Annotated in this window: 13 protein-coding genes; 7 read left to right on the top strand and 6 right to left on the bottom strand. The window is 61.2% G+C overall.

Going from position 1 to position 13981, the window contains the following annotated elements:
- Positions 1-61 precede the first annotated feature (61 nt).
- The 4 genes from BUB62_RS01130 (at position 62) to BUB62_RS01115 (ending at position 4118) form a co-directional block, all read left to right on the top strand.
- Positions 62-748, top strand: coding sequence for a hypothetical protein (locus tag BUB62_RS01130; protein WP_073105116.1), 687 nt, complete (start codon positions 62-64; stop codon positions 746-748).
- Between the two features lie 83 nt (positions 749-831).
- Positions 832-3057 (top strand): prolyl oligopeptidase family serine peptidase, encoded by a 2226-nt coding sequence (locus tag BUB62_RS01125; RefSeq protein WP_200799887.1) that lies wholly within the window; start codon positions 832-834, stop codon positions 3055-3057.
- Between the two features lie 79 nt (positions 3058-3136).
- On the top strand, positions 3137-3376 hold the full coding sequence (locus BUB62_RS01120; RefSeq protein ID WP_073105113.1) for a hypothetical protein: 240 nt from the start codon (positions 3137-3139) through the stop codon (positions 3374-3376).
- A 235-nt stretch (positions 3377-3611) separates the two neighbouring features.
- Positions 3612-4118, top strand: a complete 507-nt coding sequence (locus BUB62_RS01115; RefSeq protein WP_073105110.1) for a GNAT family N-acetyltransferase — start codon at positions 3612-3614, stop codon at positions 4116-4118.
- 281 nt (positions 4119-4399) lie between these two features.
- On the opposite strand, the gene BUB62_RS01110 is transcribed toward BUB62_RS01115, so the two are convergent.
- The 6 genes from BUB62_RS01110 to BUB62_RS01085 all read right to left on the bottom strand — a co-directional run bounded on the left by BUB62_RS01110 (position 4400) and on the right by BUB62_RS01085 (position 10294).
- Positions 4400-4702 (bottom strand): DUF4286 family protein, encoded by a 303-nt coding sequence (locus BUB62_RS01110; RefSeq protein WP_073105936.1) that lies wholly within the window; start codon positions 4700-4702, stop codon positions 4400-4402.
- A gap of 136 nt (positions 4703-4838) precedes the next feature.
- The gene (locus BUB62_RS01105; RefSeq protein WP_073105107.1) at positions 4839-5285 is read right to left on the bottom strand and encodes a DUF6526 family protein; all 447 of its coding nucleotides are present in this window, start codon (positions 5283-5285) and stop codon (positions 4839-4841) included.
- 109 nt (positions 5286-5394) lie between these two features.
- Complete coding sequence (locus tag BUB62_RS01100) at positions 5395-5796, bottom strand: hypothetical protein (protein ID WP_073105104.1); 402 nt, start codon at positions 5794-5796, stop codon at positions 5395-5397.
- Between the two features lie 112 nt (positions 5797-5908).
- Entirely contained in the window at positions 5909-7144 is a 1236-nt protein-coding gene (locus tag BUB62_RS01095) for an MFS transporter (RefSeq protein WP_073105101.1), read from the bottom strand.
- A 155-nt stretch (positions 7145-7299) separates the two neighbouring features.
- On the bottom strand, positions 7300-9732 hold the full coding sequence (locus tag BUB62_RS01090; protein ID WP_084538725.1) for a TonB-dependent receptor: 2433 nt from the start codon (positions 9730-9732) through the stop codon (positions 7300-7302).
- 232 nt (positions 9733-9964) lie between these two features.
- The gene (locus tag BUB62_RS01085; protein ID WP_073105098.1) at positions 9965-10294 is read right to left on the bottom strand and encodes a hypothetical protein; all 330 of its coding nucleotides are present in this window, start codon (positions 10292-10294) and stop codon (positions 9965-9967) included.
- 602 nt (positions 10295-10896) lie between these two features.
- Here BUB62_RS01085 and BUB62_RS01075 point away from each other — a divergent pair.
- The 3 genes from BUB62_RS01075 to htpG all read left to right on the top strand — a co-directional run bounded on the left by BUB62_RS01075 (position 10897) and on the right by htpG (position 13889).
- The gene (locus tag BUB62_RS01075) at positions 10897-11412 is read left to right on the top strand and encodes a hypothetical protein (protein ID WP_143163973.1); all 516 of its coding nucleotides are present in this window, start codon (positions 10897-10899) and stop codon (positions 11410-11412) included.
- A gap of 64 nt (positions 11413-11476) precedes the next feature.
- The gene (locus BUB62_RS01070) at positions 11477-11926 is read left to right on the top strand and encodes an STAS/SEC14 domain-containing protein (RefSeq protein WP_073105090.1); all 450 of its coding nucleotides are present in this window, start codon (positions 11477-11479) and stop codon (positions 11924-11926) included.
- Between the two features lie 127 nt (positions 11927-12053).
- The gene (gene htpG / locus BUB62_RS01065) at positions 12054-13889 is read left to right on the top strand and encodes a molecular chaperone HtpG (RefSeq protein WP_073105087.1); all 1836 of its coding nucleotides are present in this window, start codon (positions 12054-12056) and stop codon (positions 13887-13889) included.
- The last annotated feature ends 92 nt before the right edge of the window (positions 13890-13981 follow it).

Here is a 13981-nt window from a genome sequence, read left to right as displayed (position 1 = left end):
TGAGACGCAAAGTATCACGTCTTTACCTCGTTTCCGCCGCTGACTTCTTCCATTTAGAACTATGAACGACCCGCAAAACCGCTCCTCCAACGACTTCTTCTGGCCCAGCTACGTGGACCTGATGACGTCCTTGTTCGTGGTGATGCTGGTGCTGTTCGTGTACAGCTTTAAGCTGTTTAAAGACCGGGAGCACGACCTAAAAAAGGCCAATGGCGAGCTGAAGGCGAAAGCCGAGGAGCTGGAGCAGATTACCAAGATCCGTCGCTCCCTGCAGCGCTTGGAGGGCCGCTACTTCAAGTACGACCCCACGCTGGAGCGCCACGAGCTGCTGGTGCCCGTGCAGTTCAAGGCCGGCCGCGACGAAATTCAGGATGCCTACAAGCCCGCCCTGCTCCAGGCTGGCCGCACGCTGCGCTCGGTGCTCAAAACCATCAAAACCGAGCAGCCTGTGCGCTACCTCGTCATTGTGGAAGGTATGGCGGCCCGCTACGCCGGCAACGACCCGCGCAACCGCGCCGAGGAGCAGCTCACTTACCAGCTCAGCTACCGCCGGGCCCTGAACCTACTCAACTTCTGGAAGCAGAACGGCCTCGATTTCAGCCAGGACCGAGGCATCGAGCTGATCATTGGCGGCAGCGGCTTCTTCGGCACCGGCCGCTACGCCGGGGCCCGCGAAGGCCAGAACAAGCGCTTCCTGATTCAGGTAATCCCCAAAATTGGCCGAATAACCACTGGTGGGCAGCCCTGATGCCGCGCTTTGCGTACCGTTGCGGGAACCGGCGCTTGTTAGACTGAACGGACTACATTTACACTCTCCTCGACCTTATCGTTATGCTGCGTACGCCCACGCTTGCCCTGCTCACCCTCGCCGCGCTGACTGCCTGCCGCTCCTCGCAGCCTGCTCAGGACGCGGCTTCTCAATCTACCACTTCCAGCGCTTCGGACCGCCGCAACGGGGCCGCCGCGCCCGAAACGCCCCGCCTGACCGTGGAATACCCCAAAACCCGCAAGTCCAACCACACCGACGACTACTTCGGCACCTCCGTTACGGACCCTTACCGCTGGCTCGAAGACCTCGACTCGCCCGAAACCAAAGCCTGGGTGACGGCTCAGAATAAGGTCACGTTCGGCTATCTGGACAAGATTCCGTTCCGGGAGCAGATCAAGGCCCGCCTCACCAAAATGTGGAATTACGAGCGCTACGGCGTGCCGCAGGAAGAAGGCGCTAATCTGTACTTCTCCAAAAACGACGGTCTGCAGAACCAGGCGGTGCTCTACGTGCAGCAGAAAGGCGGCGAGGGCCAGCCCGACGTGCTGCTCGACCCCAACAAGTTTTCCCAAGACGGCACCACGGCCCTGGCTGGCACCTATTTCTCCAACGACCACCGCTACTTGGCCTACGCCACTAGCGGCGGCGGCTCCGACTGGCAGAAGCTGAAGGTGATGGACCTGCAGACCCGCAAAACCCTCCCCGATGAGCTGCAGTGGGTTAAAGTATCGGGCGCGGCCTGGGCCAAGTATGGATTCTACTATAGCCGCTACGACGCGCCCAAGGCCGGTCAGAACCAGCTTTCGGGCAAAAACGAGTTTCACAAAGTCTATTACCACAAGCTCGGCACGCCCCAGAGTGCCGATAAGCTGGTGTACGAAGACAAAAGCATGGCCCTGGGCTTCCGCACCGTGGGTACCACCGAAGACGAGCGGTTCCTGGTGCTCTACAACACGGATGGCAAAGCCGACGGCAACCGCCTGGCCGTGCGCGACCTGACCGACCCGAAGCAGGCCACGAAGTTTACCACCCTGATGAGCAGCTACGAGCACAACAACTCGGTGGTGGGCAACGTGGGCGGGCAGCTGCTGGTGCTGACCAACTACAAGGCTCCGCGCTACCGTGTGGTGCTCATCGACCCCAAAAAGCCCCAGGAAGCCAGCTGGAAGGAGGTAATTCCGCAGAGCGAAAATAAGCTCGAAAGCATCGAGCACGCCGGCGGCCACCTCATCGTGACCTACCTGAAGGATGCCAGCAGCCAGGTGAAAGTGTACAGCGAAACCGGCGAATTTCAGAACGACATAGAACTGCCCGCCATCGGCACGGCCGCGGGCTTCGCTGGCCGCCGCGACGCGAAGAGTGTGTACTACGCCTTCACCTCGTTTACCTACCCCACCACCATCTACCGCTACGATTTCGCCACCAAGCAAAGCACCGTGCTGCGCGCCCCGAAGGTAGACGTAAACCCGGCGGACTACGTGACCACGCAGGTGTTCTACGCCAGCAAGGACGGCACCAAGATTCCGATGTTCATCACCCACAAGAAAGGCGTGAAGCTCAACGGTCAGAACCCGACGTATCTGTATGCCTACGGCGGCTTCAATGTTTCGCTCACGCCGAGCTTTTCGGTGGTGCGGATGCTATGGCTTGAAAATGGCGGCATTCTGGCCATTCCGAACCTGCGCGGGGGCGGCGAGTATGGCGAAGCCTGGCACCAGGCCGGCATGACGCCCAACAAGCAGAACGTGTTCGACGACTTCATTGCGGCCGCCGAATACCTCAAAATCCAGAACTATACCGATACCAAGCATCTGGCCCTGGCCGGCGGCTCCAACGGTGGCCTGCTGGTGGGCGCTATCATGACGCAGCGGCCCGACCTGGCCCACGTGGCCCTGCCGGCCGTGGGCGTGATGGACATGCTGCGCTACCAGAAGTTCACCATCGGCTGGAACTGGGCGCCCGAGTACGGCACCTCCGACAACTTCGCCCAGTTTCAGAATCTTTACAAATTCTCGCCGCTACACAATCTGAAGCCCGGCACCACGTATCCGGCCACCCTGATTACCACCGCTGACCACGACGACCGAGTGGTGCCCGCGCACTCATTTAAGTACGCCGCGGCCCTGCAGGAAGCCAACGCCGGCCCCAACCCCCAGTTGATTCGGGTGGATGTGAATGCCGGCCACGGCGCGGGCAAAAGCACCGCCCTGCAGATTCAGGAATGGACCGACATCTGGGCCTTTGCGTTTCAGAATATGGGCGTGAATCCGTACCCAATGGGGCGCTAACTACGTAGGCGGGTTTCGCGGCCCGCTTCGTATCTTGCGGCCCCAAAGTCCCAAACGACTGTCTTATTTCGGCTTACCCATGAACAAAAAGTTTCTGCTTGGTCTGCTGGCCGGCGCTTCGCTGCTCACGCTGTCGGTTACTTCGTGCCAGAACCCCGATTACCAAACCTCCGACGACGTAGCCACGGAGGCGCTGCCGCCCATTCCGGCCGCGCCGGACACTACCGGGGGCAAAACCGCCGCTGAAAACCCGGCCACCCGCGAAATCAACGCCGCTAACGCCACTGAGGACATCAAAAAGATGCAGCCCCAGATGTAAATTTCAGCCTGCGGGCCGAAATGCTTTCAACGCCCATTTGCTGAGTGTAGCAGATGGGCGTTGCTGTGTCGTAGTGACCTATCAGGACGTCATGCTGAGCGAAGTCGAAGCATCTCGCGTGGCCGTCGTTAGGTTAGTAATCCGACGTCAGCACGCGGGATGCTTCGACAAGCGGACGCCAGATGAAGCATGACGTTCGGTTTTTTGCTCATTTCTACCCTTTTCTCCCAGTCCCATGCCTTCCATCACCATCCGCCGCGGCACCGAAGCCGATTTGCCCCGCGTTCATGCCCTCATCGTCGAGCTGGCGGTGTATGAGCGGGCTCCCGACGAAGTGACCAATACGCTGGCCGATATGCGCCGCGACGGGTTCGGGCCGGAGCCCATCTTCGGCTTTTTCGTGGCCGAGGCGGCCGAACAAGGCATTCTGGGCATTGCGTTGTTCTACACGGCCTACTCTACCTGGAAGGGCCGAATGCTATTTCTAGAAGACCTGGTGGTGACCGAAGCCGCCCGCGGCACCGGCTTGGGCCGCAAGCTGTTCGATGCCGTAGTGGCCGAGGCCCGCCGCACCGGCGCGCACCGCATGAAGTGGCAGGTGCTCGACTGGAACGAGCCCGCCATCGGCTTCTACAAAAAGCTGGGAGCCAACCTCGACCCCGAATGGCTCAACGGCAACCTAACCGCTGAGCAGCTACAAGCTTACCCCTGCGACCCGGCAGCAGTAGCGGCCGTGGGTTAATGTGGGTAATGTGGGCAATGTGCTGATGTGAATAATATGCTTAGATATGCGAGAGCCGCTTAGCGGCGGCAGGTTTGTAGCACCAATGTTGAGCAGCAGAAGAAAGCCGCGTAGCGGTGACAGAACCGCTCGGGTTACTCTGTCACCGCTACGCGGCTTTTTCGTGCGGCAGCGCACAAGGCTACAAACCTGCCGCCGCTATGCGGCTTTCTCGTAGCTTAGATTCTCTGCCAGAAAAATACTGCTTTCGATGGCTGGTAGCACATCAGCACATCAAAAAATCAACCTACCACTTCCAGCATCGTGCGGAATGAGGCGTAGCGACCACCGAAGTGCTTTTCCATCTCCTGAATGAGGGCCGGAGCGGCTACTATTTGATACTCTTCCAGCTGCTCCAGGCTCACGCAGTAATACTGCGAGGCATACGTAATGCCGTTGTCTTCCTCATTGAGCAAGCGGCAGAGTTGGCTCTTAACGAAAAACCCCGTTGCCATTACCTCCGGCATATGCACGTCGCGCATATACGCGACCCACTCATCGGCAATTTCGGGGTCGAGGCTGGTAGTGACGTTGTATAAAATCATGATTTGCGGAGGCTTGGGTCGTATGGTTTCATTTCGGCAAGGCGGGCCGGGGTGCTGCCAGGCCGGCATCTGATAACGCAAAGGTCGGCGGAAAAATCCAGCCTCCGGAACTCAGATGCCCTCATTCCCGGCAAACTCATACCCGCATCGGGTCGAACTGGAAATCCTGAATCCGGGCTTGGATGTCTTTGGGGCTGAGGCTTTCCTTGATGGCGGCCTGCACCAGCGCGGGCAGCTCGGCATCGCCGGCGAAGCGCAGGGACAGAATCTGCTTGAGCGTGAGCTGGGTTTCCAGCGGCTGCAGACGCTGGCCGGTCAGCTCGAAGTAGCGCTGACGCACTTCCAGACGCAACAGGCGGTCCTGCAGCGTGAGAGCATAGTGCTGGCGCAGCATCACCAGGGCCCCGAGGCCGATGATGGCCAATACCATCACCGAAAACCACAGGCGCGAAATCTCATCGTCGTTGCCAGCCACGCTCAGGTAGCGACGCACGGTATAAATCACCATAATAAGCGCCGCGGGAACCAGCACGAAGTGGTGCGGCGCGTAAAACATCGGCTTGTTTTTGGTAGGAGGGGTCATAGGTTCCGGGAAAGAGGAGGCGCAAAAAAAGGGGATACGACGGGCGCAGGGCCAAGAAAAAACTCTGACCGGAGCCAGAGTTTTTCGGATTTTCGAGCAACTGCGAAGGTTAGTTCATGGCCTTAGCCCGCTGCTTTTCGGCTTTCATCTGCATGCGGGCGGCTTTTTCGCGGGCTTTGTTTTCCTTTTCCGTTTTGCGCTGCGCCCGAAGCTGGTCTTTCTGCGCTTTCATCTGCTTTTTCTGGTCGCGCATCTGCTGCTTGCTGTCCTGCATGGCGCTGCGCGTGTCGCGTGCCACTTGCTCGCTGGCCGTAGTTTGCTGCTTCTGGGTTTCGTAGGTCTTCTTGGCATCCTCGGCCCGCTGCTTCTGCATTTCGGGCGTCGTCATGGCGGGCTGCTCCAGCGGCGTGGCCTGAATGACGGCTGGCGTGGTAGTGGTAGGCGTGGTCTGGGCCTGGGCCGTGAGGGCTGCGGCGGCCAGCAACGCTACGAGGCTGAGTGCTTTTTTCATAATGGGGAGGGTAAAAGCCGGAATTGGCTCCGGCTTGCTTGTACGCCGCGCTATGCGCAAGGTTTTTGGCCCACTGCGTCCGCACAAGCCATTGTGGGGCCGCCCGGCGGGCTTATTCCTCCAGGTAGTCCAGGTCTTTGCCAAAGCTTTCGGGCAGGCGGCTCACTGCCCAGAAAGCCACCACCAACGACCCCACGCCCAACACGGCCGCACTCCCGATGATGCCCAGCGGCCCGGCCAGCGCCTTGAACAGCGGCACCAGCACCACCACCGAGCCGCGGGCGAAGTTGGGGGCCGTGGTAGCCACGGTGGCCCGCAGGTTGGTGCCAAACTGCTCGGCTGCCACCGTCACAAACAGCGCCCAGAACCCCACCGACACTCCCAGCAGAAAGCACACCGCGTAGAATGCCGTGGGCGAAACACCCCGCGTGCCGAACAGATACACGCCCACCATCAGCCCGCACAACCCCAGAAACACCTGCAACGCTCGGTTGCGGCTGCGCAGCAGCTGGCTCAGCGTGCCGCTGGCGAAGTCGCCGAACACGAGGCCGAAGTAGCACCAGAACACGCCCAGCCCCGCCGTAACGGGCCCCGTAACGCCCAGCTCACGGCCAAACTCGGGGGCCAGCGTAATCAGAATGCCCACCACGAACCACAGCGGCACCCCAATCAGCAGGCATTTGGCGTAGCGGGCCAGCCGGGTAGTGTTGGTAAACAAACTCAGGAAGTTGCCCCGCGGCGCGTCGGAGTTTTTGGTTTGCTCAAACATGCCCGACTCGTATACGCCCACGCGTAGCGCCAGCAGGGCCAGCCCCAGCCCACCGCCCACGAAGTAGGCATTGCGCCAGCCCAGCACCTCGCCCACCCAGTAGGCCAGCATGGCCCCCGATACGCCCACGGTGGCCACAATCATGGTGCCGTAGCCGCGCTTTTCCTTGGGCAGCGTTTCGGCCACCAGCGTGATGCCCGCGCCCAGCTCGCCGGCCAGCCCGATGCCGGCAATCAGCCGCAGCCAGGCGTACTGCTCGATGGTCTGCACGAAGCCGTTGGCAATGTTGGCCAGCGAATAGAGCAGAATGGAGCCGAACAGCACCGATAGCCGCCCGCGCTTGTCGCCCAATATTCCCCACAGAATGCCGCCCAGCAGCATCCCGCCCATCTGCATGTTTATCAGAAACAGGCCCTGATTGGTCACCGCGTCGGCCGCCGTGATGCCCAGCTCGTTTAGGCTTTTTACCCGCACAATGCTGAACAGAATCAGGTCGTAAATATCTACGAAGTAGCCCAGCGAGGCCACAATGACGATGGCGCTGAACAGGCCAGCTGGTTTCTGGGAAGTAGGAAGCATCCGCGAATGTAGCACAAGCTTGAGCTTATTGCCGCCAGGAAAATGTTCTGGTGCCAGGTTCCCGCAGAGGAGCGCAGAAGGTCCGCGGAGGTTCGCGGAGGTCGTTCCTCTGCGTACCTCTGCGGACCCTCCGCGAACCTCTGCGGGAAAGCTACCTAGAACGACAGCGGCACCAGCAGCTTCACGCTCACATTGCGCCCCTGATTGAACACGCCCGTGCGGCCGTTGGCTGCATTGAAGGCCGCGTATTTCAGACGGCTCAGGTGGCTTTGGTAGCCCACGTCGAACAGATTGTTGCCGGCCAGATACACCGAAAACAGCGTTTTGCCCGCCGCGCTCAGCACATCGGAGCCCAGACCCACGTTCACCAGCGTGTAGCCGGCGGTGCGGGTTTCGGTGTCGAAGGCGGAGAAAAAGCGGTTTTGGGCGAACGTGTGCTCCACCCCGCCGCGGGCGTACAGGTGGCCCAGCCGCGAGCTGGCCGCCCGGCGGAAGTTCACCCGCAGCTCCGACTGCAGCCGGTCGGCCGGAATAAAGGGAAGATTCCGCTGGCCTTCGGGCTGGTTCAGCTGCACGGCCCGCACCAGAGAAAATGAGTTTTCGAAGTGCAGCCAGTCGAGCGGGTGCGGGTGCAGGTCGAGGCTGATTTCGCCGCCGGTCAGCCGCGCCTGGCCCTGCCCGTAGCGGAACACCGGGTCGCCTTCCGTAGAAAGTGAGTCGCCGAGGCGAGCGGGAAAAATGTAGTTCCGGATGCCGTTGCGGAAGGCATCTAGGCTCAGGCTGATGTGGTCGGTGGTATAGCTCAGGCCGCCGTCGAGCTGCAAGCTGGTTTCGGCGCGCAGGCTGGTTTCGCCCAACTCGTAGCGAATGGTGCCCTCGTGCTTGCCGTTGGAGGCCAGCTCAGCAATGTTAGGCGCCCGAAAGCCGCGCGACACGTTGGCCTTCAGCACCAGCCGCTCGGTGGCACCGAACGAGCCGCCCACACTGCCCGATACGTTGCGGAACGTGCGCCGGAAGCCGCCAAACTTCTGCTCGCCGCTCTCAACATCCGTCGGCCGCTCGTCGGCATCCAGATACAGCGCGTCGCCGCTGATGGTGCGCACGTCTTCGCGCAGCCCGCCGCTGAGGTCGAGGCGGCCGAAGCTCTTTTTGACCACCGCAAACACGCCATTGTCGAACAGCCGGTAGGCCGGAATCAGAAACTCCACGCCCCGATTCACGTTTTGCTGGGCCATGCCGCTGGTGCCCAGCGTGAGGTTCCAGCCGTTGCGCTCGGGCAGGTAGTAGCGCACGGCATAGTCGAGGGTGCGCAGCTGGAAAAACAGCGAGGTTTCCTGCGGGTCGAGGGCATTGCCGAATTCCCGGCGCAGGTTCTGCTGCCCGCCCACATTCACCGTGAGGCGGCTCTGGCCCAGAATGAAGTTGTTGTCGGTGCCGATACGCAGGTGGTTGATCTGCTGCCGGGGCACGGCCAGGCCGTAGCCGCGCAGGTCGGCCCTGGTCACGGGCACGCCCAGCACCGAGTCGCCGGAAACTGTCTGCTTCAGAAAGCGGCCCGTGGCTTCGTCCCGGTCGCCTTCCACCAGCCCCACCCGCTGATTGAAGGAGGAAAAGGTGAGGTGCGAATAGCCCCAACTCTTATTCACGCCCACGTAGCCGTTGCCGTCCAGCTCCCGAAAGCCGGAGTTGTACACCCGGCCGTCGTAGCGGTTGTGGTAGTTGCCGGCCACTTTGCTGCTGCCGCGCACCAGCCAGTTCAGGCCGTTGCGGTTGCCGGCGTTCATCACCGAGTAGCCCTGCAAATGGTTGTTGGTCTGGTAGTTGGCGGCCAGCGCGGCCAGCGTTTTGCCCTCTTCCACCGGCTCGGGCGCCATGAAGTTAATAACGCCGGCCATGCCGTCGGAGCCGTAGAGCAGGCTGCCGGGACCTTTGATGATTTCGGCCCGGTCAATGGCATACTCATCTATTTCAATGCCGTGCTCGTCGCCCCACTGCTGGCCCTCCTGCTTGGCGCCGTTGTTCAGCGTAATCACGCGGTTGGAGCCCAGGCCCCGAATCACGGGCTTGCTGATGCCGGCTCCGGTCGTAATCTGGCTCAGGCCCGGCGTGTGGGCAATGGCATCCACGGCGTTGGTGGCGGCGCTCTGGTTGAGCTGGGTGCGGTCGACCACGGTGGTAGGCACGGGCGAGCGGCGCAGCTCCGTAGAAGCCGACACGCCCGTGACAACGACCTGGCCGATTTCGGTGGCGGCCACGCCCAGCGCTACCTCCAGCGCCTGCGGCGTGCCGGTATCCACGGTGCGCACCACGGTAGTATAGCCCACAAAGCGCACCTGCATCAGAAAGCGCCCGCGCGGCAGGCTGCTGAACCGGAACGTGCCATCCGGGCCAGTGGCGGTGGCCTGCTTCAGGTCGGGAAACAATACGGTAGCGCCGGGCAGCGGCTCTTTAGTGGTCTCATCGATGACGCGGCCGGTGATGGGGGCGGCCGCCACGCGGGCGGGCCGGGCCGGGCGAACCGGAGTGGTTTGCGCCCAGGCGCCAGTGGTCAGCACGAAGCACGCGGCCGCCAGAAAAAATCGGGACATAACAGTAAGTCAGAAGAAAGGGGAGAAGTGCAGCCACAAGTCCCACGGGCGGCCTGGCATAGCGCTGGTGCGGCCCAAGCCGGGCCTGGGCACGGATTGGTGGTCAGCGCGCGGCCGGGCACCAATACCAAAGCAGGCAGCAGGACGAGTCGTCGGCGACCCGTCAGCAGCTATTTAGCGGCCGGGCGCACGTCGGGGTGGGCTGCAAAACAGGAAAACAGAGAGGCAGATGCTACCCCAGTGCCGGCGGCCCGCGCAGCAATAGCGCGGTAGGAGTGTCCTTGGCCCACACCGAAACCCGCGGCACGGCCTGCGGGCGGCAGTAGCGCGCCCCAACCCCGAACTCCAGCCGCGCGACCGTCTGGAACGGCAGAGTGCAGAAGTGGTCGGTGTGGCAGTGCTGGTGTTTGGCCGTGAGTGTGGCCTTGGCGGCCTTGGGGCGCTCGGGCTCCCGCTCGGTGTGCTGGTGGGCGTGCAGCGCCAGCACCCAGCCATCGGGCAGCAGCACCCGCACGAAGCACAGGAGCAGCAGAACAGCCAGCTGGGAACGAAAAGCACGCATTGTAGCAGACCTCTTTTGAGACGTAAATCAAAAGTAGCGGATTTTTGCTCAAGGCTCCTGCCGCTGGCCGGGGTCAGCTTTCATAAAAGCATAATGCCCCGACAACCTGCGGGCAACACTAGTAACTGACCTTTGTGGTGTTCAATACCACGCCTCTCTGCGCTATGAAAACTCTCTCGCTTCGTCTGCTCCGCCGATTCGCCACCGTGCTACGGCCCACGCCGGTATCCGCTCCTGATGGTATGGAGGCGCTGTTCGTCTAACCCTCACCCCGGATGCCGTCTTTTCTCTTCCGGCCCGGCCCGTTTGGCTACCGGCGGCCGGCCACCATCTACCGGGCGGGGCCGCAACAGCCGGCCAGCGCCCCCGCCGCTGCGCTGGCGCCGTCTTTCAAAGATCATAAAAATGCCCTGAGCCGGCGGAGTGCCGGAAATAGCAAGCAAGCGGTTATGCCAATCTGCGAGGCTGCCTGAGCCCGGCGGTTTATAAAGTGAATTTTGACCCCGCCAAAATGCAATGTTATTAAAATATTACGTCGCAAACCCCTGTGATGTAGTATCTTTGCCTAAAACCGGCCCTCATTATCCGGCTGGTGTTCAGGCATGATTCTTAGAGTAGATTCCCTTTATTTTCAATACGACATTTCCTTGAGGCTGGTGCGCTGGCAGTGGCACGGCTCCATGGATTTGCTCAAATTTCAGCGGGCTTTCGAGGGCCTCGCTGATTTTTCGCGTCAGCACCACATTTCCAAGTGGCTGGCCGATACGTCCGACATGCCGCTGGTGGGATTTGAGGAGCAGGTGTGGCTGGGCGAGCAGTGGCTGCCGCAGTTTGCCCGGCTCGGCGTGTACAAAATCGGGCTGGTGCTGCCGCTCAAGCAGCACAACGCGCTGGTGGTCGAGCATCTGATGTTCGATGAGCAGCACTATATGCCCTCCAGCGTGCAGTTTTTCTCCGATGCCGCCGCGGCGCTGGACTGGCTCACCGACTCTGCGCCCGGCATAGCGGCCCTGGAGCAGGAGTGGCAGGCCAACTACGGTAGCGACCTGGAAAAGCCCGATCAGGCGCTGTTGAGCCCGTGGCCGCCCGAGCCGGTGCCGCTGTCGAGCGCGGGCTGAAACAGCTGGCTGTCGGCTCCGTATCGTGGGGGCGCCTCTATGTGTTTGTGGTTTCTTATAATGTATGATCATTACCGATTTCGATTGCCTGCGCATTCAGTATAGCGCCGAGCTTAGCCTCATCCGATACCAGTGGCAAAAAGCCGGGTCCCTCACCGGGTTCCGGGCGGCGCTGAACCATGTGCTAGCGCTGGTGCAGCAACATCAGGTGCAATACTGCCTGCTCGACCTTCACGATTTGCCCGACATCGGTATCGAGGAGCAGGTGTGGCTGGGCACGCAGTGGCTGCCGCGCATCGTGCGGCATCAGGCCCGGCAGGTGGCGCTAGTGGTGCCCGTGTCGCGCCAATACAACCAGATGGTGGTGGAGAGCTTGCTGAAGCTGGGCCGGGCATTTATCCGCTTCGAGGTGCAATACTTTTCCGACCCGCTGGCGGCGCTGGACTGGCTGACCTGCTCGGAGGAAGAGATGACGCGGCTGCAGCTGGAGTGGCAGGCTGCCGGTGGGATTTAGCGCTGCCAATCTGACAGCCGACGCGGGCTGGAACAGCTTTTGAAACGCCCCGCCCGATGACTCCGGCCCGCAATGGGCTGGCGTTTCGTCCGGTTTTCCAGTTCTTCTCACCCTTAGGCAACGCGCTATGCAAGAGAAAGGTAGCATCTCGATTCACACCGAGAATATCTTCCCCATCATCAAGAAATTCCTCTACTCCGACCACGAAATCTTCCTGCGGGAGCTGGTTTCCAACGCGGTAGACGCCACCCAGAAGCTCCGGAGCCTGGCCCAGCTGGGCGAGTTCAAAGGCGAGCTGGGCGAGCTGAAGGTGAAGGTGAGCGTGGATAAGGAAGCCCGCACCATCACCATTTCGGACCGCGGCCTGGGCATGACGGCCGAGGAAATCAAGAAGTACATCAACCAGATTGCCTTCTCCGGCGCTTCCGAGTTTGTGGAGAAGTACAAGGAGCAGGACGCGGCCACCAAGGACCAGATCATCGGCAAGTTCGGCATGGGCTTCTACTCGGCCTTCATGGTGGCCGACAACGTCGAAATCTTCTCCAAGAGCTACCAGGAGGGCACCGAGGCCGCCCACTGGACCTGCGACGGCAGCACCGAGTTTACCCTCGAAACCGCCGACAAGGCCGACCGCGGCACCGACATCGTGTTGCACGTGGCCCAGGACTCCGACGAGTTCTTGGAGCCGGCCCGCCTGCGCACCATCCTGAACAAGTACTGCAAGTTCCTGCCCATCGAAATTGAGTTCGAGGGCGAGGTCATCAACCAGACCCAGCCCATCTGGACCAAGCAGCCGGCCGAGCTGACCGACGAGGACTACAAGAAGTTCTACCACGAGCTGTATCCGATGAGCATGGACGAGCCCCTGTTCTGGATTCACCTCAACGTCGACTACCCCTTCAACCTGACCGGCATCCTGTACTTCCCCAAGGTGAAGGACGAGCTGCAGTTCCAGCGCAACAAGATCCAGCTCTACTCGCGCCAGGTGTTCATCACCGACGAGGTGAAGGACGTGGTGCCCGAGTTCCTGATGCTGCTGCACGGCGTGATTGACTCGCCCGATATTCCGCTGAACGTGTCGCGCAGCTTCCTGCAGGCGGATGCGGCAGTGAAGAAAATAAACACCTACATCACCAAGAAAGTCGGCGACAAGCTGGCCGAACTGTATCGGAAAGACCGCGCCGGCTACGAGGAGAAATGGGCCGACATCGGGCTGTTCGTGAAGTACGGGATGCTGTCGGATGAGAAGTTCTACGACAAGGCCAAGGACTTCGTGCTGGTGCAGAACGTGGCGGGCAAGTTCTTCACCCTGCCCGAGTATCAGGAATTCGTGCAGGCCAACCAGAAGAGCAAGGATGAGCAGACCGTCATCCTCTACACCACCGACGCCGAGGCCCAGCACGCCTTCGTGCAGGCCGCCCAGGACCGCGGCTACGACGTGCTCGACCTCAACGGCCCGCTCGATTCCCACTTTATTGGCCAATTGGAGCAGAAGCTGGAGAAAACCACCTTCAAGCGTGTGGACGCTGAAACCACCAGCAAGCTCATCGACAAGGACGACGCCACCGAGAGCGTGCTCAGCGACGACGACAAGACCCGCCTGCAGGAGCTGTTCACTAAGGCCATCAGCAACCAGAACATGCATGTGCAGGTGGAGGCCCTCTCGCCCCAGGATTCGCCGGTCATCATCACCCTGCCCGAATTCATGCGCCGCATGAAAGACATGCAGCGCACCGGCGGCGGCGGCGGCATGCAGATGTTCGGCAGCCTGCCCGACTCCTACACCGTGAGCGTGAATGCCAACCACCCCGTGGCCCAGCGCGTGCTCAGCGCCGACGGCGAAGCCGGCGAAAAGCTGGCCCGCCAGGCCTTCGACCTGGGCCTGCTGGCTCAGGGCCTGCTCAAAGGCGAAGCCCTGACGGCTTTCGTGAAGCGCAGCGCCGACCTGCTGGCCGCCGAGTAAGCTGACGCTGTCGTGTCATTGCGAGGACGAAGGACGAAGCAATCCGTCCTCTGAAATGTAAAAAGCTACTTTTTACCAAAAAGCCCTGACGT

The sequence above is a fragment of the Hymenobacter daecheongensis DSM 21074 genome (genome assembly GCF_900141805.1).
Lineage (GTDB): Bacteria > Bacteroidota > Bacteroidia > Cytophagales > Hymenobacteraceae > Hymenobacter > Hymenobacter daecheongensis.
The sequence above is the reverse complement of the archived record's forward strand: the minus strand, read 5'-3'. Positions and strand labels throughout refer to the sequence as shown.

Excerpts from the sequence above, each read along its gene's own strand:
- BUB62_RS01125 (WP_200799887.1), top strand. The coding sequence starts at position 832 with ATGCTGCGTACGCCCACGCTTGCCCTGCTCACCCTCGCCGCGCTGACT.
- BUB62_RS01110 (WP_073105936.1), bottom strand. The coding sequence starts at position 4,702 with ATGATTTTATACAACGTCACTACCAGCCTCGACCCCGAAATTGCCGAT.
- BUB62_RS01095 (WP_073105101.1), bottom strand. The coding sequence starts at position 7,144 with ATGCTTCCTACTTCCCAGAAACCAGCTGGCCTGTTCAGCGCCATCGTC.
- BUB62_RS01085 (WP_073105098.1), bottom strand. The coding sequence starts at position 10,294 with ATGCGTGCTTTTCGTTCCCAGCTGGCTGTTCTGCTGCTCCTGTGCTTC.
- htpG (WP_073105087.1), top strand. The coding sequence starts at position 12,054 with ATGCAAGAGAAAGGTAGCATCTCGATTCACACCGAGAATATCTTCCCC.
- BUB62_RS01090 (WP_084538725.1), bottom strand. The coding sequence starts at position 9,732 with ATGTCCCGATTTTTTCTGGCGGCCGCGTGCTTCGTGCTGACCACTGGC.
- BUB62_RS01115 (WP_073105110.1), top strand. The coding sequence starts at position 3,612 with ATGCCTTCCATCACCATCCGCCGCGGCACCGAAGCCGATTTGCCCCGC.
- BUB62_RS01100 (WP_073105104.1), bottom strand. The coding sequence starts at position 5,796 with ATGAAAAAAGCACTCAGCCTCGTAGCGTTGCTGGCCGCCGCAGCCCTC.
- BUB62_RS01120 (WP_073105113.1), top strand. The coding sequence starts at position 3,137 with ATGAACAAAAAGTTTCTGCTTGGTCTGCTGGCCGGCGCTTCGCTGCTC.
- BUB62_RS01105 (WP_073105107.1), bottom strand. The coding sequence starts at position 5,285 with ATGACCCCTCCTACCAAAAACAAGCCGATGTTTTACGCGCCGCACCAC.
- BUB62_RS01075 (WP_143163973.1), top strand. The coding sequence starts at position 10,897 with ATGATTCTTAGAGTAGATTCCCTTTATTTTCAATACGACATTTCCTTG.
- BUB62_RS01070 (WP_073105090.1), top strand. The coding sequence starts at position 11,477 with ATGATCATTACCGATTTCGATTGCCTGCGCATTCAGTATAGCGCCGAG.
- BUB62_RS01130 (WP_073105116.1), top strand. The coding sequence starts at position 62 with ATGAACGACCCGCAAAACCGCTCCTCCAACGACTTCTTCTGGCCCAGC.